Source organism: Aliiroseovarius sp. D2-2, from assembly GCF_055809455.1.
Map to the genome: position 1 here is coordinate 1,031,143 of NZ_CM147913.1, position 23,323 is coordinate 1,054,465.

The window sequence follows — 23,323 nt, forward strand, 5'->3', positions numbered from 1 at the left end:
ATGGCGGGTTAACCAACCCGCCATCACGTCTGAAAAGTGCAACTCTGCCACAGGGTTAGCGGCAGATATTTGGATATCAGCTGCGTGCGTCCATCGCGTCCGAGAAACGCTCGAACAGATAGTAGCTGTCCATCGGACCCGGGCTGGCCTCGGGGTGGTACTGGACCGAGAAGACCGGGCGCGTTTCCATGCGGATACCGCAGTTCGAGCCATCAAACAGCGATACATGGGTTTCGATCACACCCTTTGGCAGGCTTGCCGTATCAACCGCGAACCCGTGGTTCATCGAGGTGATCTCGACCTTGCCGGTGTCGTTGTCTTTGACCGGGTGGTTGGCGCCGTGGTGGCCGTGATTCATTTTGATCGTGCGTGCGCCAAGCGCCAGTGCCAGCATCTGGTGTCCAAGGCAAATACCGAAGACAGGAAGATCCGTGGTGTCGAGGATCGTTTTGATCATCGGAACGGCATATTCGCCGGTGGCAGCGGGGTCACCCGGTCCGTTTGACAGAAATACGCCATCAGGATTGTGGGCCAGAACCTCTTCCGCGGTGGCGGTCGCAGGCAGCACGGTCACATCGCAACCAGCCGAGGCCAAGCAACGCAGAATGTTGCGTTTGGCACCGAAGTCCAACGCGACCACATTGTGACGCGGGCTTTCCTGCTTGGGATATCCATCAGGCCAAGCCCAACGCATTTCGTTCCACTTGTAGCTTTGCGCACAGGTGACCTCTTTCGCCAGATCCAGCCCCTCAAGACCCGAGAAGCTACGCGCTTCGGCGATCAGCGTCTCAATGTCGAAGTTTCCGTCTGGGTCATGGGCGATCGCCACATGTGGTGCGCCCTGCTGGCGAATGGCGCGGGTCAAGCGACGTGTATCAACGCCCCCAATGCCAATGCGTCCGGTTTTGGCAAGCCAATCTACCAGACGTTCGGTCGAACGCCAGTTCGATGGCTCAGTGGGGTCCCACTTTACGACCATGCCAGCGGCGACGGGGTTACCCGTTTCATCATCTTCGGGGTTCACACCCACATTGCCCACATGGGGGAAGGTGAAGGTGACGACTTGCCCGGCATACGAGGAATCTGTCATGATCTCCTGATAGCCAGTCATGGCGGTGTTAAAGCACAGCTCGGCGGTGGTGATACCGGTGGCTCCGAACCCGTGACCGTAAAAGATCGTGCCGTCGGCAAGAACAAGACAGGCAGTGGGTTTGGCAGTTTCCTGAGAAGGGGCGGTGGCAGCGGACATTGAACGACTCCCGATCGACAAATTGGCGCGAACCTAGTTGCGGGGTCCGGTGGGGTCAAGAGGCGCTTCATGCACAAAAAGCACGGAAAGTTCATTTTGATATGTTAGCGCAAGACAGTTGTGTTGATTGACGGGATGCTTTTCGATAAGTAGCCGTCTTTGTGAACGTCACAGCAGATGGATGGATCCATGGATATGCGCAGCCGCGTGAATGATGCCCTGAAAACGGCGATGAAAAACAAAGATGCCGAGCGTTTGACTACGCTGCGGCTGATCAATGCCGCGATCAAAGATCAGGACATTGCCCTGCGAGGCAAAGGTGAAGACACTCAGATCTCGGATTCTGATGTGCTGGCCATTCTTGGGAAGATGGTCAAACAGCGCCAGGAAAGTGCACGCGCCTATGAAGAAGGCGGACGTCTTGAGCTTGCCGAGAAAGAACTGTCAGAGATTAAGGTGATCGAAGATTTCCTGCCCCGCCAGCTTTCGGATGAGGAAACCGATGCGGCCGTGGTGTCTGCCATCGCCGAAGTTGGCGCAGACAGCATCCGCGACATGGGCAAGGTCATGGGCGCTTTGAAGGCCAAATTCACTGGTCAGATGGATTTCGGGAAAGTTGGCCCATTGGTGAAGGCCAAACTTGGGTAAAACCTCTTGCCTTCCCAAGAGCTCTACGCAAAGTTGAGGCAGTTCATTCGAACTGCCTTTTTCTGTTGGAGATCAAATTGAAACCAGTATTTTCTGTCGTCACAGTGCTTGCCTTAAGCGCCTGTGTAACTCCGACTTACAAAGTTCCACCTTATGACGGTTACAAACGCGTGACGTTCAAAGCGAACGAGCCGAACAAAGTGTTCCACTATCTTTGCAAGCCCGGCAGTAGCGACAAAGAAGTCTGGGCGCGAGGTGAGAAAGCACATGCCTATGCGAACCAACAACGCAAAAAGTATTATCCATTGTTCTTGCCCCGGATCAAAGACGTGATCGATCAAAGAAACGTCGAGGCGCGCGCCAAGTTGATTAAAGATATGGAAGGTTTCTGGGACAACGTCGAACATACGATGGAAGCGCGGTACGATTGTATCTTCTATCGCACTCCGCGCGAGGCGCGCCTGGGCCTCTAACGTGACTTGAGTTCGACTAGTCGCCGCGCAAGCTCGGCATGCATCATTGGTCGTTCGTCTTCTGACAAGAACGCACCCAACTCGACTTCGCGATCATTGCCTTTCAGCGTCACGTAATCGGGTACGGGACCGCCGGTTTTATGAAGTTGGACGGTCACCCAATAGGGATTGCCTTCCCATTCCTGAACATCACCGCGCGGGCCGTGGCGGGTCAGAGTCATGTGATCTGACCAGATGCGCAGTTCTTCAAGGATTTCGCCGTCCTTGTAGCTTTTGTCGATGAAGAACCACAAAGCACCCAGGGCGGCGAGCCCGAAGGGAAGTAGTCCCCACAGGGCAGTGGTGCCGAGAAACGCCAATAGGGGAAGCGCCATCATCCCGAACCCCATCCCCATGATCCAAACGAACCCACGGCGCGGGAGCGACCGATAGGGCCAAAGGTGCAGCTCGGCCTTGGGTCTGTTGCGCTGGGCATCTGTTTGGTCGGCCTGAACCCACTCGTAGGGCATTTGGGTGTCCTTGTCTTTTGAACCGGACAACACATCGCAAATGATGGGGGGACTTGGCAAGTTCAGTTGGCCGGGTTTCGCTGCTCTCTGGGAAGTGATTGGCAATTCGGGGATACGGAACGCACTCTGCATTGAAAAGCAGGAGGTCATGATGCGTTTATTCTTACTAAGCAGCTTACTTATGGCTGGGCCCGCCTTGGCGCATGACGCTGTGATCGAGGGCGCGGAGGCGCGTGCCAGCGGTACGAGTTGGTCATTTAATGTCACCCTAAGCCACCCTGAGACCGGTTGGGATGACTATGCCGATGGATGGCGCGTTGAAACAGAAGCCGGTGACGTACTGGGCACCCGCGTGTTGGCGCATCCGCATGCGAACGAACAGCCCTTTACCAGAAGCCTGTCGGGCGTAGCAGTGCCAGATGGAACATCGACGGTCTGGATCCGCGCGCGCACAAGTGTGGATGACTGGTCTGACGAACGCTTCAGGCTTGAATTGCCCTAAGGCGTAACTGCCAAAGAAAAAGGCCCGGAATTTCCGGGCCTTTTCTAGTTTGATCTTACCTTAGTGCGAGTGGCCTTTATCCCACTCTTCCTGCTTTGGCAGGATTTCAAAGGTATGCTCTGGCGGCGGTGTGGGCAGTGTCCACTCCAGCGTATCCGCGTATTCGTTCCAATAGTTGTTCTCGGTCACGCGTTTGCCGCGTGTCAGTGTGTAGAACACGATGCCGATGAAGAACACGAACGAAGCGAACGAGATGAACGCACCATACGAGCTGATCTTGTTCCAGTAAGCAAACGCTTCCGGGTAGTCGATGTAACGACGGGGCATGCCTTGGCGGCCCAGGAAGTGCTGCGGGAAGAAGGTCAGGTTCACGCCGATGAAGAAGGTCCAGAAGTGGATCTTACCAGCCCATTCAGGGTACTGACGTCCGGACATCTTGCCGATCCAGTAGTAGATACCTGCAAAGATACACATCACCGCACCAATCGACATAACGTAGTGGAAGTGAGCAACCACATAGTAGGTGTCGTGATACAGACGATCGACGCCAGCCTGAGACAGAACCACGCCGGTTACGCCGCCGATGGTGAACAGGAACAGGAAGCCGAACGCGAACAGCATCGGTGTCTTGAACTCGATCGAACCACCCCAAAGCGTCGCGATCCACGAGAAAATCTTAACGCCTGTCGGCACTGCGATAACCATGGTTGCCAGCATGAAGTAGCTTTGCTGCTGCAGCGACATACCAACGGTGTACATGTGGTGAGCCCACACAACAAAGCCAATGGCGCCGATGGCGATGATCGCCCAAACCATCGGCAGGTAGCCGAAGATTGGTTTGCGCGCGAAGGTACCAATAACGTGGCTGATCAGACCGAAGCCTGGCAGGATCACGATGTAAACTTCCGGGTGTCCGAAGAACCACAGGATGTGCTGATACAAGATCGGGTCACCGCCGCCAGCTGGGTCAAAGAATGTCCCGCCGAAGTTACGGTCGATTAGCAGCATGGTGATGGCGCCTGCCAGAACTGGCAGCGACAGAAGGATCAGCCATGCGGTCACGAAGATCGACCAAGCAAACAGCGGCACCTTGAACAGGGTCATGCCAGGGGCACGCATGTTCAGGAAGGTGGTAATGATGTTGATCGCACCCAAGATTGACGACGCACCCGATACGTGGACCGCGAAGATCGCCAGAATCCATCGAATATCCGCCCTCGGTCGTGGACAGCGGCGGGTACAGAACCCAACCGACACCAGATCCAAGCTGGTCGTTACCACCCGGAGCCAACAACGAGGCAACGCCAAGTGCAACACCCGTGGCGTACAGCCAGAAAGACAGGTTGTTCATGCGTGGGAAGGCCATGTCCGGTGCACCGATATGCAACGGCATGAAGTAGTTGCCGAACCCGCCGAACAGCGCCGGAATGACAACGAAGAACATCATCAGGACGCCGTGATACGTGATCATCACGTTCCACAGGTGGCCGTTTGGTGTACATTCAGCCGTTGCATCGGCGATGAAACGAGCGCCTTCAAGGCACATGTATTGAACACCAGGTTCCATAAGCTCCATGCGCATGAAAACGGTGAATGCGACCGAGATGAAACCCGTCAGACCAGCAAGAAACAGGTACAGGATACCGATGTCCTTGTGGTTGGTCGACATGAACCACCGGGTGAAGAAACCACGATCGTCGTGGTGGTCGTGGTCGTGGATGGCTGCGTCCGCCATGTATCCCTCCCTTTGGGGTTAAACGAGGACAGGGCTGGGAAAATCCCTGCCCGGCTTTTTAACGTGTGTAATATGCCCGGTGGGTCAGGGGCAACGCCGCAATCGTCGCATTTGCCAAAAAAAATGCGTCCTGAACCGAGATTTCTGGTTCAGGACGCACCGTTAGCGCAATAACGCGACCGGACAGCCGAATTTTATTCGGTGGTCGTCGATTCGGCTTCCGCCGCTTCGCCTTCTGCCGCTTCCTCAGCAGGCATCTCTTCCGAGAATGTCGCGAGGAAAGCGATGATGTTTTCGGGCTTGCCCCATTTGAAGGTCATTTTCGACTTTGCCTTGCTGTCGCCAGTGGCCTCTTTCAGGAAACCCTTGGGGTCTTTGATGTAGGCTGCAAGATTGTCAGCGTCCCAAACCAGACCGGCGGTGCCTGCGTCCACAATCGAGTTGCCGTATTTGAAACCTTCAACGCTGCCTGCAGCGCGGCCAACGATTCCGTAAAGGTTCGGGCCGGTTTTGCCGCCTTTGAAGATCACTTCGCCTTCAGGGGTGGCGAGAGCGTGGCAGGATTTGCATTTCTTAAAATCTTTTTCGCCTTTCACGGCATCGCCTTCGGCAAACGCGGTGCCGGAGAGTGCGATGATCATGGCTGCGGATGAGAGAATCGTTTTCATGATAGTCCTCTTGCTTGATCACATGCGCCTGATGACGCGGTTTGCGGGCAAACCTGCGATAATTTTTCCATAAAGGAAAGGTGCCGGGGTGTCGCAGGTCTGAATTGCTGCGGATTAACGCTGATCCGGGCCGAAAACTTCATCAAAGACGCGTCGCAATGCGACGTCCAAGTCATCCATCGTGACGGGCAATCCCAGATCTACAAGGCTTGTCACGCCATGGTCTGTTATTCCGCAAGGCACGATCCCCGAAAAATGCTCGAGATCAGGCTCGACGTTGATAGATATTCCGTGAAAGCTGATCCATTTGCGCAAACGCACACCGATGGCGGCGATTTTGTCTTCCGGTGGCTGGCCTAGAGCGGTCAGCGGCTTGTCATCGCGAACCACCCAAACGCCAACGCGCCCATCCCGCCGCTCGCCTGTCACGTTAAACTCAGCCAAGGTGCGGATCACCCATTCCTCAAGCGCTGCGACAAACGCCCGTACGTCTCGCCCGCGTTTACCCACGTCGAGCATGACATAAGCCACGCGCTGGCCGGGGCCGTGATAGGTGTACTGCCCACCACGCTTGCTTTCAAAGACAGGAAAGCGATCCGGTGCGACCAGATCACGTGGATTGGCCGAGGTCCCTGCTGTGTAAAGTGGCGGATGTTCCAAGAGCCAGATCAATTCACCGGCTTCACCGCGTGCCATGGCATCGGCATGCGCTTCCATTCTGGCGACGGCGGTCTCGTAGTCCACCAGATCACGAGCGACTTCCCATGTGACGGGGGGCATTTCCAAAGTGTTGTTCATACCAGTCATTTGGCACCTGACGAGGCACATGTCAAAACGCGCAGGGAAATTCTTTTCGCGTGTCGAATTTTGCGCTTCACATCACACGACCCCTTCGCTATGAACCGCGTCACCTAGCCTGACATGCGGTCGTGGCGGAATTGGTAGACGCGCAGCGTTGAGGTCGCTGTGAGGTAACACTCGTGTGGGTTCGAGTCCCACCGACCGCACCATCACCCCCATCAAATTTTTTTGCTTTATATGTGGCCCGTCGTATCACTCGGCAGGTTTGGCCGATTTCACATCCTGCATGCGCCCACGAAGCTGATCTTGCCATTCCTCCATCATCTCGTCGACCCGCGCCATATAGGCTTCGTTTTCGAACGGAGGAATGTTGATGTCGTAAAGTCCGGCCAGATCCAACATGACTTCGCGATCGGCAGCTTCAAACTCTGCCAACAGCTCTTCCGCCTGAGGACGCGTATGTCCCAGCGCTTCAAAGGTTGAGCGGCTGGCCCTGATCGAACTGTCATAGGTCTCGCGAATGATGTCGCGGCACCCAACAGACCAAAGGTCGTAGACGTGATTGCGGTCAATGGCACGTGCCACCAGATGCACGTTCGGATGGTGTTCCACCATGTAGCGGACCAACTCGGTGATGGCTTCCTTGTCGTCAATGGCGATGACTAGAACTTTAGCTTCGTTTATGCCGGCCGCATGTAGAAGATCCGGCCGGGTGGCGTCTCCGAAATGCACGCTGATCCGGAAGCGGCGCAGCATTTCAAGCTGCTCGGACGAATAGTCCAGCACTGTCGTATCATAACCAGCACCGCGTAAAGCCCGGTTCACGATGCCACCAAAGCGACCGTGGCCAGCGATGATAATGGAAGCCTCGCCTTCGATGTCGTCTGCTTCGCGGTCATCCTGCCCGATATAACGCGGCGCAATCACACGATCATACAAGATGAACAGGGCAGGGGTCAGCAGCATCGACAATGCGACGACGAGCAAGAGGAGGTCTGCGATACCCTGTGGGATAACCGCATTTGCGACAGTGAAGGACAGCAGCACAAAGCCAAATTCGCCCGCTTGCGCAAGGCCAAGGGCGAACAGCCATTTGTCGCCCCCCTTTAGTTTGAAGGCCCGCCCAAGGACCAACAACACCGCAGCCTTTAGGGCAATCAAGCCAAAGGTCAGGCCCAGCACCATGGCGATGTTGCTGCCTAAAAGGCCAAAGTTAATGCTTGCCCCGACCGTGATGAAAAATACGCCCAGAAAGATGCCCTTGAAGGGGTCGATATCGCTTTCCAATTCGTGGCGGTATTCGCTGCCCGCCATGACCACTCCCGCAAGGAATGTGCCGAGCGCAGGGGAAAGGCCGACCAAAGTCATCAACAGCGCGATGCCAAGAACCATCATCAAGGCGGTGGTGACAAACAATTCGCGCAACCGGGCCTTTGCGACGAAACGGAAGATTGGTGTCGTCAGGTATGTGCCGATAAAGATCACACCCGCTATCGCCGCTAGGGTTACAAGTGCGGTCTGCCAACCTGACAGCCCTTCGACCAGGCTTAGGTTCAATGCTCCACCATGGTCGCCAGTCGCCTCGCCGCCATGTCCTGCGGCATCGGCCCCGTGACTTGCGCCATGCGAAAGGGCTTCGCTCAGCTCGGGAAGGGCCAGCAATGGGATCAGCGCTAGCATCGGGATGACCGCGATATCTTGCATCAGCAGGACCGAGAAACTGGCCTGTCCGCCATCCGATCTAAGCAGACCCTTTTCGCGCAACGTCTGGTTAACAATTGCTGTTGATGACAAGGCCAGCACCAACCCAATGGCCAGCCCAACACTCCAAGGTTGGCCAAATGCCATAGCGATGATCATCACCGCCAAGGTCGTTAGGCCCACCTGCAGCCCACCCAGAACGAAAATCCGACTGCGCATTTCCCAAAGAGATTTCGGGTTCATCTCAAGGCCGACAATAAACAACATCATGACCACACCAAATTCGGCAAAATGCTGAAGAGCGATCACATCTGCTCCGGCCCAATGCAGAATGGGGCTGATCGCGATGCCTGCAACCAAATAACCAAGGACCGAGCCAAGCCCGAATCGTGATGCGATGGGAACAGCGATCACACCTGCAAGGAACAAAGTAAATGTAATCAGCATGAATTCGGCGGTCATGTGGCGGCCCTCGATTTGTATTAAGTCGCGCCAGCTCTGTTCGCATCAGACCGGCCGTTTTAGCAAAGCCTTGTCTGCGGGGCGGGTCAAGAGCGCGCCGCTTTGATGTTGATTGGGCATTGAACCGAAAAGCGCATCAAAATTCACTTTTGACCCTTGCCCCTCTTTCACGAGATGGCTAAACGGGTCGGCGGAGACGTGGCCGAGTGGTCGAAGGCGCTCCCCTGCTAAGGGAGTAGGCGGGAAACCGTCTCGAGGGTTCGAATCCCTTCGTCTCCGCCACCCACCATTTTCATTCAATTTTGTTGGTAGTCATTCAACCCCTTATGGGGCTGTTTTTGTTGATCTATCTGCATTCATTGTTGCTTGTCATTTCTCTTCGATTAGACTCGTTTCTATTCATTGCGTGGTAGAAATCGTGGTATTTTCATGGCGGCACTTAGCGGAAAGCTGACGAAGAATTTGGTGAGAACCCTCGGTGCTGGTCGTCATGGCGACGGGTGCGGTCTGTACCTTGTCGTCGACCCATCTGGCGCAAGGCGATGGATTGTCCGTGTAACAGTGAAGGGTCAACGCAACCGCGAAGGCAAGCCATTGCGGACGGATTTCGGACTTGGCGGGGTTGATGTTTGGGGCTATGCGCCCATCACAATCCGCGACGTTGCTCAACGAGCGAAGGCATTACCTGAAAACAAGCATTGGCAGGATGTTGAGCGCAACGTGGAGCTATGAGATGTCCGGGTCGTATCGCGGACACCGATCACAGGCATGACGACGGCCAAGAGTGACAAGCGCCTTAAGGCGGCTGAACCAAGGCAAGCGGCTCGTCTCATCCAGTTACGTTAAGTCTTCAGTCTTTCTCAGAATGCTATAGTTTGGTTCCTGAAAGATGAGGCGTCTATGAGAGCAATTGATCTATATGCGGGTATTGGAGGCTGGAGCCTTGGGCTTAAGCTCGCTGGTGTTGATGTGGTTAATTCGTATGAATGGTGGCAGCCTGCCATAGACACGCACAATGGCAACCATGGTACAGAGTTAGCATCGGTCAACATCCGCACGATGGATTTAGACGACTTGCCCGACAACATTGATCTCGTGGTGGGTAGCCCTCCATGCACTCAGTTTTCTTACTCAAATCGCGGCGGAAGTGGAGACTTAGCAGATGGGCAAGTTGATCTTGAGCGATTCTTTGCAATTGTTGATCGGTTGAAGCCACGCTTTTGGGCAATGGAGAACGTGCCTAGGGTGGCAAAATACTTGGAAGCATGCTTTTCGGACCCTGACTCATCACTTTATAAGTATCGAAAACTAAAACCAAACATTGGTGTTTTCGATTTTTCAGAGTTCGGTTGCCCTCAGGCTCGCAAGAGATGCGTAGCGACCAACATTCCATTGGCACAGATAAACAAATTCAAGCCGCAATGTGCGAATTTGACGTTGGGAGACGTGACCAAGGCACTTGCAGGCAAAGAGCAGGTAATTGACCCTGTCTGGGGTGTCGAACTTTCTCAGTCTCAAGTGACTGAACTTGAGCAGGAAGAGCTGTTGAACGAAGAAGAGCTCCGCCTCAATCGCGAGTCCAAAATTTTCCACCCAGTTTATAATAATATGTCTTTTCCTGACCGCCTTGATGTGCCAGCGCGTACAGTTACAGCGACGTGTACACGAGTATCGAGAGAGAGTATCGTCGTTGCTAGTGAAACAGGCTATCGGCGCTTGACGGTTCGAGAACGGGCGACCTTGCAAGGCTTCCCCATCACATATCAGTTTTTCGGTAAGTCGTTTGCTGAGAAGGCAAAAATGATCGGGAACGCGATCCCACCGACGTTTAGTTATATACTAGCGTCATACGCTCTTGGGCGGGCAAGCGACGATTTCGTTCCTCATAGAGAGGCAGGCGTTGACCTTTCTCTCCCCGCCAAGGATGCACCCATCACCAAGGTGGACACTGCTGGCAAGACCTACCCCGAGAAGCGCCGATTTCGTGCCGCTATTCCTCACCTTCGCTTTAAGAGTGGCATGCGGTTTGAATTTGCGAACGATGTTGGTGAAGGTGATACCACTTGGTCGATGCGTTTTTATTCTGGTAATTCAAAAGATATTCGGACGCACTATTTGGACGAGAGCCTTGGTCTTCGTCTTCAGAAATGTAGCGAACTTGAGGGCATTGCAGTTGAAGCAACTGCAGGTCGCAAGAGCTTGGAGAAGTTGATTTCCTCAGTTGATGGAGTTCGTCTTCAAGAGATTTGGACGAGGCGTACCAAAGGAGAAAGCCCATATCGCTGGGTTGATCTTCTAGGCGAAATTGCCAGCGATGTTTATGACGATCTCGTCGCTGCCTTGCCCGAAGAGGACGCGGAGCGCGTTGTGCTTGAACTGGTTGGGCAGCGTGAGAGCAACGGTAAATTTGCGAATGAAGCAAAGCTCAAGCGGTATGCTCACCGGATAATTTCTGGAGCCATCGTCGGTGTTTGGTTTGGCCAGAAGAACTTCGCTAAGCAGCTTGCGCGGGCAGCCTAAGGGCCGACCCCAATGACGACTAGCGGTACACCCGGTATGCCCCTGCCTTGCCTTATGATGTTGCTCAGGTCTTTCTCGAAGAATGTGGGTCCGGAAGACATTTCGCGGGATAAGCACTTCATTGGTAATATCTCCACCCCGACATCAATTTTGTCTGCTGCAAAGAAGGCCAGATGCTTCACGTACAGATCGTGGGCGACGAACGAATACTTGCCGAATTGGACTTCAACCGCTACCCGCTCTTTAACAAAATCAGTCTCATTCTTTGTCGACAGCACTTCGAAACCAGCGTCCTTAATGAGCCTCTTTTGCTCGGTTTTGGGCAAGTTTTGGATACGCCGTGTCGTGCGTTCATCTTCACAAACATGATAGCTGAATTCCTCACTTGCCCAAGGTGGTGCACACTTTCCAAACCATTTTTTGAATTCAGCGTTCAGGGCGGGTGGAGAATACAGCATGTCGCCATATCTGCGCTTCTCTTTTGACCGTTTGGTCTTGCAAGCAGCGCTATCAACTTTTGCTATCACACTTTGAATTTCTGCCCAGAGAGCAGGCTTTCTTGCTATCAAGTATTCTTCGCCGTTCAAGTGCGAGTAAATTTTGTGGATTTTCATGAGGTAACAATGGCTTCCTGAATGCTGGTCCAACGGAATCGACTCGACTCCAGCGGGTATTCAGCGATTATCATGGCCAAACCTGATGGAAGCAACGATGTTACTTGAACTGCAAAAGCAAGGCTACCAAGTCGAAGTCCTATCTCATGCTCGTGCAATCCTTGAGGTTGATTTTCCAGAGGTTGAAGCTGAGCTGACCGAAGTTCTCAAGGGCTTCAAGATTCCCGTGAAGGAACTGATCGCTGGGGGTGGTGGTGAGGCCAAAGGCACTCAGAGACTGAGAAATGCACTCGCTGAAAGGCAGTGGCCAAAATTTCACTTCCATGTCGAGCGTAAGATCAATGGAAAGCTCCTTGAGAGCCAGTCCCATGAGGTTGACCATGTTCGAGAGCTTCCGGCTGGTCGGGTGGCCTTAGAAATCGAATGGAACAATAAAGACCCGTTCTTTGACCGGGATTTGGAGAATTACAAACGACTTCATGCTGATGGTGCGATCTCAGTAGGGGTTATCATTACTCGCGGCACGTCACTTCATGAAAACATGAGGGACATGGTCGGAAGGTTCTTGGACGAGAACCAAATTCTTACGCTCGATGGCCTAGCGGATTTTGGGTATGAACCGACTTCACGCCAAAAAGCAACTATCAGCGGCTTGGTAAATCGAGTGAAGAATCCGCTTACATTTCGCGAAGCATTTTGCCGCAAGTTTGTTGCCGACAAATTTGGTGAAGCGACGACACATTGGCGGAAATTGGAAGATCGTGTGCAGAGGGGAGTTGGAAACCCATGTCCACTTTTGCTCATAGGGCTGCCAGACAGAATCGTCGATTTTACTTGATTGGCTGTGGACCTGTGGCGTTTTGTTACTTTTTGATAGTGTTCACTACGACCTAAATCTCATTGATGCCTTGCAGAACAGTTCAATTAAGGTTTTGCTCTACGAGAGTATTTCATTCGGGGAGCCATAAATTGTCTATTGAAGAGTATTTAGCGCTGGGTTGCGGTGGTGGAAATCTGTTGTTCTGCGGTGCTGGATTTTCGGCTGACAGCCTGAATTTTTCTGGCGATGAGTTGGGGGCTTCTTCCCCTTTGCTTAAAGCTCTCAATGATGCTGTAGGCTTTGAGTACCCCGATTTGCAAGAAGCTGCTGATGAATACGTCGAAAAACAAGGTGAGCATGGCTTGTTTGCCATGTTGTCGCAAAAATACACAATTTCGAAGCGAACTTCCTCTACAGATGAAATACTGAAATACCCATGGGATCGGATTTACACGACGAACTACGACGACCTAATTTCTCAAAGTCTAACCGATTTGGGCCTCAAGCATTCGGTGGCTAACAATACAGAGTCCAAAAGAGACTTTGAAAAGCGTTCCGCGAACAGCCAATGGGTGGTGCATCTACATGGCGCGCTCCGAAGCTGGGATATCCATAACCTTCTTCAGAGCTGTGTCTTAGGTCGCGAAAGCTACATGCGGATTGCAAAGGATACGAACTGGAACCCAACTCTCCGGGAAGACTTTGCCCGAGCTAAAGCCATCTTTTTCGTCGGGTTTTCGAACACAGATTTCTATCTTGCGGAAGCGCTATTTTCTGCGGCGGGTTCAACGGATAAGGTGTTTTTCATAAATCGCGAAGGCTCTGGGGGTGATCGAAGCTTGTTGGCGAAGCAAAGGAAGTTTGGGCAGTCTTTGTCTATTGGCAAGGATGGTTTCGCCGGACTCGTTGTGGACGCGCACTCAGGAGCGGCAAGTTACGAACTGAACACTCTTAGTTTCAGTTATGAAGAACTACCGAAACTACCTGACGATCCTGCAAGCGTTGAGGATCAGGAAGGTTTTCTGGTATACGGACAATATAAGAGACCATTTCACTATAAAGACATGTTTGAGTCTTCTCTGAGCTTCAGGGCTCCGAGGAGTGAGCGTGCTAACATTGCCGATTTCCTGAGGAAGGACCATTCTGTCGCTCTCATTTTGGGGGGAATATGCTCTGGCAAGACTACGCTTCTTGAAGAAGTTTGTTTTGATCTTTCGGCACGGGGTGAAACCGTCTTCTACTTAAGAGAAAAATATCATGACCTGTCCCGAGAAGCACAAAGGATTGTCGAGTCTTATCCGACTGCAATTTTCGTTATCGATGATTGCTTCACGCTGAGGGATGAATTGCGATCCGTCTTGAAGATCGTCAATGGGGCCGGGAATCGTCTCCTTTTAGCATCTAGAACACTGCCTTACGACTCTGAGGAAGACATTAGAACATTTTTGCTGGAGGATACCCCCCTTCAAATTTTTGACACAGAAGTCATGTCTGACAGTGAAGTTGACGGTATTATCGCCTGTACGAACAGGATAGGCGGATGGGGCAAAGATGTTACAAAAGAATCTGACAAGAAGCGCATAGTTGCAAGAGATAACAATGCGCGGCTTTCCGGATTTTTGCTAGGTCGCTTCAATTCACAACACATACGCAACAAGTTCGTAGGAGAGCTTGATCGCTTCCGGACCCGTGGCAAAACTGCGACTGAAGCGCTAATACTTGCCTTCTATTTGCGCCATATTGGCGAGAATATTCAAGTAAATTTGCTTGATGAAATGCTGGGGGGAGACAGTGCTAAGGCATTGCTGGGTGATGCTGCATCGCCGTTTATCTCTTATAATAAAACACTTAAGCGGTTTGATGTGATTGCTAGTATCAACGCCCGCGATGCATTGGCATTTTTGTTTGATGATCGCGAAGTGGTACTGGCAATTATCGATGCGCTAGAACGATTGGCTCCCTTAAGAACGCAAGTCTTGTTCAAGTCAGTGTATTCCCAGTTAATGAGATATACCCAGCTAAAGCATGTAGTTTTGAGTGAATCAGAGCGTGACTTCTTTTTTGATCGGCTCTCAGAATTTGGATTTTGCCAAAGCCATGTTTTGTTCTGGCTCCAATGGTCGATGGCCATGAGAGACAATAAAGATTTTGTCCGAGCAAAACAGTATCTTGATGAAGCGTATGGGCGATCTCATAACTGGGAAGGCTTTGACACTCATCACCTGGATGATCAAAAAGCTGGCCTGATGTTGGAGTCTGCGAAAGCCGGAGATACTTCAGCGAATTATCTTAGAGCTTTCAATGAAGTCATTCAGATAATGTCTCGGCTCGTAGGTAGACCGGATCAGACATCTCACCCTTACTTGACCATAAAGTCGATAGTTGAATATTTTGAGAAAGCCGAGCCGTCCCTCATTGAAGCGCATAAGTTAATCATATCCAGGAATCTAAATGTTCTGGCTCAGCAGGTGGATGGACGTTGCCAATCCCAACAACCGGGGTATGTGAAGGATTCGATGGAACACGCGCATGAGATTTGTAAATCGATCTCACTGAAATGTGTTGGTAAAGCTTAATTGGGTGACCTGCTGGGGTACGTTTTGTGGTATGGATTTTACTGCTCACATATAATGTATTTATAAATCAATAATTTGGGTTATTTATTTGCATTCCTTCGTCTCCGCCACCCACCCTTCGGTTTTCTGTATCTGTGTGTTTTCTCGATAGTCTTCCGTGATTTCGGACGGTTACGGACGTTTGGTGGCTGTGGAGGTTTGGTCGCTCATCCGACCTTTCTTTGTTTTACTAATCGGTCGCTTTGGAGATTGAATTGGGGGTGGATTGCAGAAGTGCTCAATTTCGATCCGATTGATGTGTTCAACGCGCTGATGGCGGCGTGAAACCAAGAAGGAATGCAGGGTGGATTGTGCAAGGTCAACGCACACAGAATGCACACAGACCTTTGTTCTCCCACTCTTGCTCTATTCTTTGCTCAGTGTGCTCAGACCAAGGTCATCCAGTATTGCGTAGATTGCCGGAAGAACGAACAGAACAACAAGGCTGGCGGTCAGCAGGCCAAAGACCAAACTTGCCACCAGTGGGATCAGGATCTGCGCCTGCAAGCTGGTTTCGGTCAGGATCGGCAGAAGCCCTGCCGTTGTCGTGGTGGTGGTCAGAAAAATCGCTCGGAAACGCGCACGTGCAGCACGCGCGGCGGCCTGCGAAATGTTTGTTGCGTCAGAGTGTTCGTGTTTTACGAAATCCACCAGCAAGATCGAGTTGTTGACGACAACACCGGCCAAAGCGATGAAACCCAGCATACTGGGCATCGAAAAGTTCAGACCCATCGCCATATGCCCGAAGATCGCACCTGGCAAGGACAGCGGGATCACCAGCATCACCACGATGGGCTCAACATATGACCGGAACAGAAAACTGAGCAGAAGGAACACACCCAGAAGTCCGATCGCGAAACCTTTAACCATGGATTTTTGTGTCTTTCCGGCTTCAGCATTCTGGCCTTCTACGTCAAGGGTTACGCTTGGAAACTGCTCAAGTAGCTTTGGCACGAACCGGTCAAGCGTGTCGCCGACAATGGCGCTCGCGTTGGCAATCCGGGTGTCGATAGAGCCCTGCACAGTCACGCTACGCACGCCGTTTTCGCGATTAATCCGACTGTAGCCCTGACCAATTTCGACCTGTGCCACCACCGACAGCGGCACATAGGACCCGTCGGCACGGGTGATTATGAAATCATCAAATACAGTGTGGCTGCCGCGATCTTGATCAGTGAACTGGCTGGTGACTTCGACCAGTAATCCATTGATCTGCATTTCACTGATTGTTGTGCCGAAATAGGCGGCACGTAACTGATCCGCGACCATGGCAGCTGTGATCCCCATTGGCCCTGCTGCATCCGTCAGCATCACACGCAGTTCGCGTTTCCCTGGGCGCAGGTCATCCAGGATCGAAGTCACCCCATTGTATTGCCATAACCAGTTCTGCAGCTCGATCGACGCGGACTTGAGCGCGGTCAGGTCGTCACCTTTCAAATGGAGGTCAATTGCGATCCCTGCAGGTCCGATTGTGCTTTCGGCAAACTTCAGGCTGATGACATCCGGTACCGGCCCAACTGAATTGCGCCACAGCTCCATGATTTCGTCGGGGCTACTGACACGCTCCGCCGAGGGCAGAAGATCAACGCTGATCGTGACCACATGTGCGCCTGTTTCGAAAGCATCCCGGTTCAGCCCGTGAAAGACCGAGATGTGCTGAACCAAAGGTGCCTCAACCGGTTGTTCAGGGGATAGTGTGGCGTTGACCTCATCCAACCCCTTTTCCAATTGCGCAACAATTTGGTCGGTGCGTGACAGGGGCGTGCCTTGGGGCAACAGCACGCGGGCGACGATGGTGTCGCCGTCCAGTTCCGGAAACGCAGTGAACTTTAGGTACCCACCTGCCAACATTGAAGCTGAGACCAGCAGAACCGCAAGGCTGATCCCGGCAGTGGCGTAACGCCAGCGGATAGTTAGATCGACCAGCGGGCCGACGACGTTTTCGCGGGTCCAGGCGACAGTGGCTTCGACCCGCGCACGAACGCCTGTGTCGTTGTGCGTTGTCTCAAGGCTATGGATTAAGTGGTGGGGTAGGATCAGGAACGCCTCGACCAATGATACCATTAGGACGAACAGCATCACCACGGGCACGACGCGCAAAACTGCTCCCAGATCGCCGGACAGAAAGGCGAGCGATCCGAAGATCATGGCTGTTGTGCCGAACGAGGCAAACACGTTGGGGAATACCTGTGCAGCACCTTCAACGGCTGCATCCAATGCGCTGCGTCCTTTCTCGCGTTGTCGGGCGATGTTTTCGGCAATGACGATGGCGTCATCCATCAGCAATCCGATCACGATCAACAGGCCAAGCGTTGTCATCAGGTTCAGGGAATATCCAACCATCCCCATCAAGGCGACGCCGCCCATGAACGACACCGGCAACCCCATCGCCACCCAGAACGAGAACCGAAATCCGAAAAATAACCACAGAACAAGGAATACAAGTGCCAAGCCCTGCAAGCCGTTAACCACGACTAGGGTCAGTCGATCGCGCACGACTGATGCCCCGTCAGCGGTAATTTCCAGTGTTACACCGGGTGGGGCTTGTGCACGTTCAGCCTCAAGAAATGCCTTGAGAGCATCCAATGTACGCAGGCTGTCTTCGGCACGGGTTTTGGTGATGTCTAGGATCGCAGCGGGTTCGCCATCAAACAAGATCACATCATCCTTCGACGCAAATCCCTGCGAAATGTCAGCGATCTCGCCCAGTTGAACCTGTCCCCCTTGCGATGAGGATCGTACAATCAGTGCCGCCAAAGCATCTGTGCTGCGCCGTTCTTCGGCCACACGGATCAACAGGGTTTCAGTTGCCGTTTCAATGCTGCCCGTTGGAAGATCAAGGCTTCCTGCCTGCACCGCACGTGCAATATCGGCGACTGATACGCCGAACTTTTGCAGATCATCCGGGCGCAGTTCGATCTGTAACTCTCGCGTGGAAAAACCACGAATATCAACGCGGGGCAAACCACCCCATCGCAGCATGTCGGTGCGAATCTGTTCGGCATAGTCGTTCAGATCACTGCGCGATTTCGGCCCCGTGATAGCGACCGAGGCGACAAAATCTGTCAAGCCAAGCGGCCTGACGGTCGCGGCCTCGGCGCGGTCGGGGAAGTCTGTGATCGCATCGATTTCTGATTTCACTTCGGCCACGAAGGCCTGAAAATCATCACCTTCGCGAAGCTTTACCACGGCACGCGCGGAGTTCTCGCGCGCCTCACATGAGTGCCGCTCGATGCCGGTCACCGCGTCCAACGCGCTTTCGATCCGCTCGCAAATCGCGGTTTCAACATCCTCGGGGCGGGCGCCCGGATAGGGCACGTTGATCTCGACTTCACTTGCGTCAGCACGCGGGAAGGTTTCACGCAGTAGCGTCGGGCTGACGAACAGGCCAGCGGCCAGAAACAGGATCATCAGCAAGTTGGCGATGGTCGGATGTGCGGCGAAGAACCGGATCATTGTGCGGCGTCCTCGGCCAACAGTTGGGGAATCAATTCAGCGTCTAAAACCGGATCTAGCAAAAGCCCATCGATCACCGGGTTGGGGGGCGCAAGCACGATGCGGCTACCTTCGGCAATCGTGTCAGAGAAAAGCGCGATCCCGCTTTGAACCAAATGTGGTGTGGCGGCGATGATGCGCAGCCGGTTGTCGTTGTCGGCAAGATAGACCTGCCCATCACGCAACGCACTGCGCGGCAGGACGATGCCAGAGACAGGCCGTGCGCCAAGTGTGACGTTGACAAACATACCTTTCGTCAGCGGCGGGCGGTTACTTGCACCGGTCTGACCATAAGCGCCTTCGACCTGTACGATAACACCCATCATCCCGGTTTTCTGGTCAATACCATCGGCCAACCGATCTACGCGGGCAGGCCATGTGACAACTTCGTTGCCCAGACGCAGATGCACCTGCGCGATCAGGTTCATTTCAGCCAGAACCTCGCTCATTCGGGTTGGATCAAGGGGAAGCGTCGCTTGCGGGGATACAGCTGACCGCACCAGACCGTGCAGCGCATTGATCGAGACCTGAACCTCGATTTCTGCATTGTCGATCCCATCAAGACTGGCGGCAGTCTGACCGACTTTCAAGAACTGCCCGACCTCCACATTGTGCTCGGCGACCCGCGCCGTGAAAGGTAGACGAAGCTCACTTCTTTCAAGGTTTCGCTCAGCTGTGGTTAGGGTGCTCTGATAAATAGAGATTTGTTCGGATTGGACTGCACGTTGGGTTGGGAATAGGGCCAACGTGCCCTCGATACCCTGTACTTTTTGTCGCTGCGCCAGATGTGCCGCGCGGGCGGTATCTCGGGCGGTTTGGGTTAGCGTTCCGGCGGCGAACAATGTCTCGGCCCGTGCAAGGTCGGACGCACGCACGGCAAGAACTTCACGTTCTATTTCAAGTGCTATGCGTTGGTTCGCCTCAGAAACGTCCAGTTCGGTCAGGCGTGCTTCAGCTGCTCGGATATTTGCGTTTGCTTGGGCAATGGCCAAGTTGAAATCCGTTGGAGAAAGACGCAGCAACACCGCGCCCTCTGGCAGGATTTGTCCATCACGTAGCCGTGGATTCACATAGTCGACCGTTCCACCAACTTCCGCGATAGCATCGAATGTGTGCGCTGGGGCGACAACGCCGAAACCCAAAATTTTCGGAATGATCGAACGGGTCTCGGCTGTAACTATGCTGACCGTGTTGGCACGTTCCGCCAGTTCGACCCGTTCGGGCGGCGGAGAGTTCGAGACGACCAGCGCCAGTATACCCGCGCCGATTGCCGCGATTGGCAGGGTGATCAGGGCCAGTTTGAAACCAGTTTTCATGGCGCGCTTCCTTTATCAGTGAACAGCATGAGTTGCAGATCAAGCAAACGTTTGCCGTCAGGTACAAGTGGTGCAGGATCACGAGTTACGATCAAGCGGAGTATCAGGCTTTGAATGATGCCAAAGACGAGCATCTCGCCGTCATCGGTGGTGAGCCCGGCACGCATTTGTCCCGCAGTCCTCATTGTGTCCAATGCTGCGGTCACAGCGGCGCGAAATTCGCTCATTGCCCTTTGGATTTGCTGGCGTGCGGCGGTCAATGACCCTGTTGGATCGCGCGTGACCATGATTTCGGGCAAGGCCGGAATCTCGGTGACCAGATGCAGGTGACTTAAGACCAAGTGCCGCAAATTTTCGATCGCTGACCTGTCCGTCACGCTGCCCAACCGGGTGTTTTCAGCTATGCGTTCACAAAGCGATTGCGCGGCGGCTTGCCAGACGTCTTCCTTCTTGGGAAAATGCTTGTAAATCGCGGGCTGTGAAAGGCCAAGCCGGCCCGCAATCATGCCCGTGGTTACGTGGTCCGGGCCAACCTCGAATGCCAGCCCTAACGTCGTTGTCAGAATTTCTGCTTTCCGATCAGGGGACGATTTGCGTGTGTTCATGTTGATCGACCCGCCCGTTTAGCAACAAGCGCAATCGCGAGCCAGATCGAGAACCGAAGCATCAATGCACCTACGGTGCGCATCTCGAACGGGGTGCCGCGCAGAACCGCGATACCAAAACCTAATCCGACAAGGGCTGTTGAAATCGCGATGAGCGCAGCAAATCGTGCGGCCCATGCTTTTCCGAGCCACAAGCCGATCGCGGTGACAACATAGACCCAACCGGCAACAAAATTGAACCAGACGACAAATCCGACGAAATCTCCTGCCTTTGCCTGTAGGTCGGCTGGTCCGAACAGTACGCCGCCCCCGGAGATAACCGTCATGATGCCAAAGACCAGCGCAAAAATCGCCATGACCTTTATCCGAAAGGGGGGAGTTGAAGGGCGAAGTGACGGGGTTGTCATCGGAGAATCCATATAGGTTATAGACTTATAACTAATGATCAGTTTGCCGGATTGCAACACCTAGCAGCGGCACAGGGTGCTGGGTTATCGCCGAGTGGCTCTGAAAGCCATCGACGCGAATTCTTGAAAGGCTCTCAGTTCGAAAAGCTTAGTGAACCGCCATTGGTCGGCTGATGGAACAACTGCAGTGGATGGAAATCATGCGACCAGAGGCCTTGGACACCTCGAATTCGTCTGAAAACGCGCCCCAAATTCATGAAAACCCAACCTCCTTAACAATAGTCAAGCTACTGGCGCGCGGGCTCCTCTATCCAGAAAATTGGATAACTGAGCTGGAGGCCGATATGCGAGAAGTCATGACTAAGACCATGGCACGTAACGTGTTCTATGGCGGCTCGCTGTTCTTCATTGTAGTCTTTTTGCTCTTGTCGGCACATTCGGTTCGCTATGTGGTGACCCAGTCGACAGCAAATGCACCACTGACGGACAGTGTCGCCCGTGGCAAACATGTGTGGGAAAAACACGCCTGTATCAACTGCCACACACTGATGGGGGAAGGCGCTTACTTCGCCCCTGAACTGCAAAACGTAATGACCCGTTGGGGCGTGCAAGACGAACCTGAAGACGCTTTCGAAGTGTTGAAAGGTTGGATGGAAGCACAGCCAACCGGCATCGAAGGGCGTCGTCAGATGCCTCAATTCAACCTGAGCGACGAAGATATTCGCGATCTGTCGGAGTTTTTCCGTTGGGTCAACACGATCGACGCACAAGGTTGGCCGCCGAACGAGGCGGGCTAAGGCCGGACGAGGAGACAAGACATGAAATACCAAACACAAAAAATTGCCTATTGGTACTTCCTGGCAGCGATGGCGATCTTCGCCGTTCAGGTGCTGGGTGGCCTTTTGGCAGGTTGGATCTATGTCAGCCCGAACTTCCTGTCCGAGCTGCTACCGTTCAACATCGTTCGCATGCTGCACACAAACTCTTTGATTGTGTGGCTGCTTCTAGGGTTCTTTGGCGCGGCCTATTTCCTTGTACCGGAAGAAGCCGAACGTGAGATCCATTCACCAATGCTGGCCTACCTTCAGCTGATCATCCTTTTGGTCGGCACGTTGGGCGTGGTTGTAACATACACGTTCGACCTGTTCCCCGGAAACTGGTTCCTGGGCAAAGAAGGCCGCGAGTTCATTGAGCAACCCGTTTGGGTGAAGCTTGGCATCGTTGTTGCGGCGTTGATCTTCCTGTTCAACATCTCGATGACGGTTCTGAAAGGTCGTAAGACTGCCATCACGAACGTGCTGCTTCTGGGCCTTTGGGGTCTGGTGCTGCTGTTCCTGTTTGCCTTCTACAACCCGGCGAACCTTGCGCTGGATAAAATGTTCTGGTGGTACATCGTCCACCTGTGGGTAGAAGGTACCTGGGAGCTGGTTATGGCATCCATCCTTGCTTACCTGCTGTTGAAACTGACTGGTGTCGACCGAGAGGTCATTGAGAAATGGCTCTACATCATCGTCGCAACCGCTCTGTTCTCGGGCATTTTGGGTACGGGCCACCACTACTACTGGATCGGTCTGCCGGGCTACTGGCAGTGGATCGGGTCGATCTTCTCATCGCTAGAAGTCATCCCGTTCTTTGCAATGATGAGCTTCAGCTTCGTCATGGTCTGGAAGGGCAAACGTGATCACCCCAACAAAGCAGCTTTGCTTTGGGCATTGGGTGCCGCAACTGTCGCCTTCTTTGGCGCGGGTGTCTGGGGCTTCCTGCATACGCTGCACGGTGTGAACTACTACACCCACGGCACGCAGATCACCGCAGCCCACGGTCACTTGGCCTTCTTTGGTGCCTATGTGTCGGTGAACCTTGCGATCATCACCTATGCCATGCCGATCCTGACGGGCCGCGACCCGTATAACCAGGTTCTCAACATGGTTAGCTTCTGGCTGATGACCGGTGGTATGGCGTTCATGACATTCGTCCTGACCTTTGCCGGTACCATTCAGACCCACATGCAACGTGTGCTGGGTGAGAACTTCATGGAGATCCAAGAAGGTCTGCACCTGTTCTTCATCATGCGCTGGGGTTCGGGACTGTGTGTCGTCATTGGCGCCATCCTGTTCATCTACGCCCAACTGGCCCCTCGTCGCGAAGTGATTGCGCGCGGTGCTGAAAGCGAAGGTGCCTGA

General features: G+C 53.4%; 19 protein-coding genes, 2 tRNA genes and 1 pseudogene. 11 read left to right on the forward strand and 11 right to left on the reverse strand.

What is annotated here, in order from left to right:
* Positions 1 to 76: 76 nt before the first annotated feature.
* Positions 77 to 1,249 (reverse strand): glutamine-hydrolyzing carbamoyl-phosphate synthase small subunit, encoded by a 1,173-nt coding sequence (gene carA, locus AC0L6A_RS05075; protein WP_473292614.1) that lies wholly within the window; start codon positions 1,247 to 1,249, stop codon positions 77 to 79.
* A 189-nt stretch (positions 1,250 to 1,438) separates the two neighbouring features.
* On the opposite strand from carA, the gene AC0L6A_RS05080 reads away from it, so the two are divergent.
* Positions 1,439 to 1,897, forward strand: a complete 459-nt coding sequence (locus AC0L6A_RS05080; protein ID WP_473292616.1) for a GatB/YqeY domain-containing protein — start codon at positions 1,439 to 1,441, stop codon at positions 1,895 to 1,897.
* Between the two features lie 77 nt (positions 1,898 to 1,974).
* Positions 1,975 to 2,370, forward strand: coding sequence for a hypothetical protein (locus AC0L6A_RS05085; protein WP_473292618.1), 396 nt, complete (start codon positions 1,975 to 1,977; stop codon positions 2,368 to 2,370).
* On the opposite strand, the gene AC0L6A_RS05090 is transcribed toward AC0L6A_RS05085, so the two are convergent.
* Positions 2,367 to 2,879, reverse strand: coding sequence for a DUF2244 domain-containing protein (locus tag AC0L6A_RS05090; protein WP_473292619.1), 513 nt, complete (start codon positions 2,877 to 2,879; stop codon positions 2,367 to 2,369). The genes AC0L6A_RS05085 and AC0L6A_RS05090 overlap by 4 nt on opposite strands.
* 181 nt (positions 2,880 to 3,060) lie before the next feature.
* On the opposite strand from AC0L6A_RS05090, the gene AC0L6A_RS05095 reads away from it, so the two are divergent.
* On the forward strand, positions 3,061 to 3,381 hold the full coding sequence (locus AC0L6A_RS05095) for a hypothetical protein (RefSeq protein ID WP_473292621.1): 321 nt from the start codon (positions 3,061 to 3,063) through the stop codon (positions 3,379 to 3,381).
* A gap of 60 nt (positions 3,382 to 3,441) precedes the next feature.
* Here the strand turns inward: AC0L6A_RS05095 and AC0L6A_RS05100 are convergent.
* From AC0L6A_RS05100 to lipB, 3 genes and pseudogenes are all read right to left on the reverse strand, one after another.
* Positions 3,442 to 5,116 (reverse strand): annotated as a pseudogene (locus tag AC0L6A_RS05100) (cytochrome c oxidase subunit I).
* A gap of 194 nt (positions 5,117 to 5,310) precedes the next feature.
* On the reverse strand, positions 5,311 to 5,784 hold the full coding sequence (locus AC0L6A_RS05105) for a c-type cytochrome (RefSeq protein WP_473292623.1): 474 nt from the start codon (positions 5,782 to 5,784) through the stop codon (positions 5,311 to 5,313).
* A gap of 114 nt (positions 5,785 to 5,898) precedes the next feature.
* The gene (gene lipB / locus AC0L6A_RS05110) at positions 5,899 to 6,582 is read right to left on the reverse strand and encodes a lipoyl(octanoyl) transferase LipB (protein WP_473292625.1); all 684 of its coding nucleotides are present in this window, start codon (positions 6,580 to 6,582) and stop codon (positions 5,899 to 5,901) included.
* Positions 6,583 to 6,707: 125 nt separating this feature from the next.
* Between lipB and AC0L6A_RS05115 the strand changes: the two genes are divergently transcribed.
* Positions 6,708 to 6,794, forward strand: a tRNA-Leu gene (locus tag AC0L6A_RS05115).
* A 43-nt stretch (positions 6,795 to 6,837) separates the two neighbouring features.
* Here the strand turns inward: AC0L6A_RS05115 and AC0L6A_RS05120 are convergent.
* A complete protein-coding gene (locus AC0L6A_RS05120; RefSeq protein WP_473292626.1) occupies positions 6,838 to 8,748 on the reverse strand; it encodes a cation:proton antiporter domain-containing protein in 1,911 nt (636 codons plus the stop codon).
* A 192-nt stretch (positions 8,749 to 8,940) separates the two neighbouring features.
* On the opposite strand from AC0L6A_RS05120, the gene AC0L6A_RS05125 reads away from it, so the two are divergent.
* The 3 genes from AC0L6A_RS05125 (at position 8,941) to AC0L6A_RS05135 (ending at position 11,268) form a co-directional block, all read left to right on the forward strand.
* A tRNA-Ser gene (locus AC0L6A_RS05125) sits at positions 8,941 to 9,030 on the forward strand.
* A gap of 183 nt (positions 9,031 to 9,213) precedes the next feature.
* Positions 9,214 to 9,480 (forward strand): Arm DNA-binding domain-containing protein, encoded by a 267-nt coding sequence (locus tag AC0L6A_RS05130; protein WP_473292628.1) that lies wholly within the window; start codon positions 9,214 to 9,216, stop codon positions 9,478 to 9,480.
* Between the two features lie 168 nt (positions 9,481 to 9,648).
* Positions 9,649 to 11,268 (forward strand): DNA cytosine methyltransferase, encoded by a 1,620-nt coding sequence (locus tag AC0L6A_RS05135; protein WP_473292630.1) that lies wholly within the window; start codon positions 9,649 to 9,651, stop codon positions 11,266 to 11,268.
* Here AC0L6A_RS05135 and AC0L6A_RS05140 read toward each other — a convergent pair.
* Positions 11,265 to 11,882, reverse strand: coding sequence for a BglII/BstYI family type II restriction endonuclease (locus AC0L6A_RS05140; RefSeq protein WP_473292631.1), 618 nt, complete (start codon positions 11,880 to 11,882; stop codon positions 11,265 to 11,267). The genes AC0L6A_RS05135 and AC0L6A_RS05140 overlap by 4 nt on opposite strands.
* Positions 11,883 to 11,967: 85 nt before the next feature.
* Between AC0L6A_RS05140 and AC0L6A_RS05145 the strand changes: the two genes are divergently transcribed.
* Together AC0L6A_RS05145 and AC0L6A_RS05150 are read left to right on the forward strand one after the other, a co-directional pair.
* A complete protein-coding gene (locus tag AC0L6A_RS05145; protein ID WP_473292633.1) occupies positions 11,968 to 12,720 on the forward strand; it encodes a BglII/BstYI family type II restriction endonuclease in 753 nt (250 codons plus the stop codon).
* Positions 12,721 to 12,851: 131 nt separating this feature from the next.
* Positions 12,852 to 15,278, forward strand: a complete 2,427-nt coding sequence (locus AC0L6A_RS05150) for an SIR2 family protein (protein ID WP_473292634.1) — start codon at positions 12,852 to 12,854, stop codon at positions 15,276 to 15,278.
* 405 nt (positions 15,279 to 15,683) lie between these two features.
* On the opposite strand, the gene AC0L6A_RS05155 is transcribed toward AC0L6A_RS05150, so the two are convergent.
* The 4 genes from AC0L6A_RS05155 to AC0L6A_RS05170 are packed head-to-tail and all read right to left on the reverse strand — an operon-like array spanning position 15,684 to position 21,089.
* Entirely contained in the window at positions 15,684 to 18,773 is a 3,090-nt protein-coding gene (locus AC0L6A_RS05155; RefSeq protein WP_473292636.1) for an efflux RND transporter permease subunit, read from the reverse strand.
* Positions 18,770 to 20,128: an efflux RND transporter periplasmic adaptor subunit gene (locus AC0L6A_RS05160; RefSeq protein ID WP_473292637.1), complete on the reverse strand. Its 1,359-nt coding sequence runs from the start codon at positions 20,126 to 20,128 to the stop codon at positions 18,770 to 18,772. The genes AC0L6A_RS05155 and AC0L6A_RS05160 overlap by 4 nt, the downstream gene beginning before the upstream one ends.
* The gene (locus tag AC0L6A_RS05165; RefSeq protein ID WP_473292638.1) at positions 20,125 to 20,733 is read right to left on the reverse strand and encodes a TetR/AcrR family transcriptional regulator; all 609 of its coding nucleotides are present in this window, start codon (positions 20,731 to 20,733) and stop codon (positions 20,125 to 20,127) included. The genes AC0L6A_RS05160 and AC0L6A_RS05165 overlap by 4 nt, the downstream gene beginning before the upstream one ends.
* The gene (locus tag AC0L6A_RS05170) at positions 20,730 to 21,089 is read right to left on the reverse strand and encodes a hypothetical protein (protein WP_473292640.1); all 360 of its coding nucleotides are present in this window, start codon (positions 21,087 to 21,089) and stop codon (positions 20,730 to 20,732) included. Before AC0L6A_RS05170 ends, AC0L6A_RS05165 begins: the two co-directional genes overlap by 4 nt.
* 395 nt (positions 21,090 to 21,484) lie before the next feature.
* Here AC0L6A_RS05170 and AC0L6A_RS05175 point away from each other — a divergent pair, with 395 nt between their 5' ends.
* Both AC0L6A_RS05175 and AC0L6A_RS05180 read left to right on the forward strand, forming a co-directional pair.
* Entirely contained in the window at positions 21,485 to 21,937 is a 453-nt protein-coding gene (locus AC0L6A_RS05175) for a c-type cytochrome (protein ID WP_473292641.1), read from the forward strand.
* A gap of 21 nt (positions 21,938 to 21,958) precedes the next feature.
* Entirely contained in the window at positions 21,959 to 23,323 is a 1,365-nt protein-coding gene (locus AC0L6A_RS05180) for a cbb3-type cytochrome c oxidase subunit I (protein WP_246928371.1), read from the forward strand.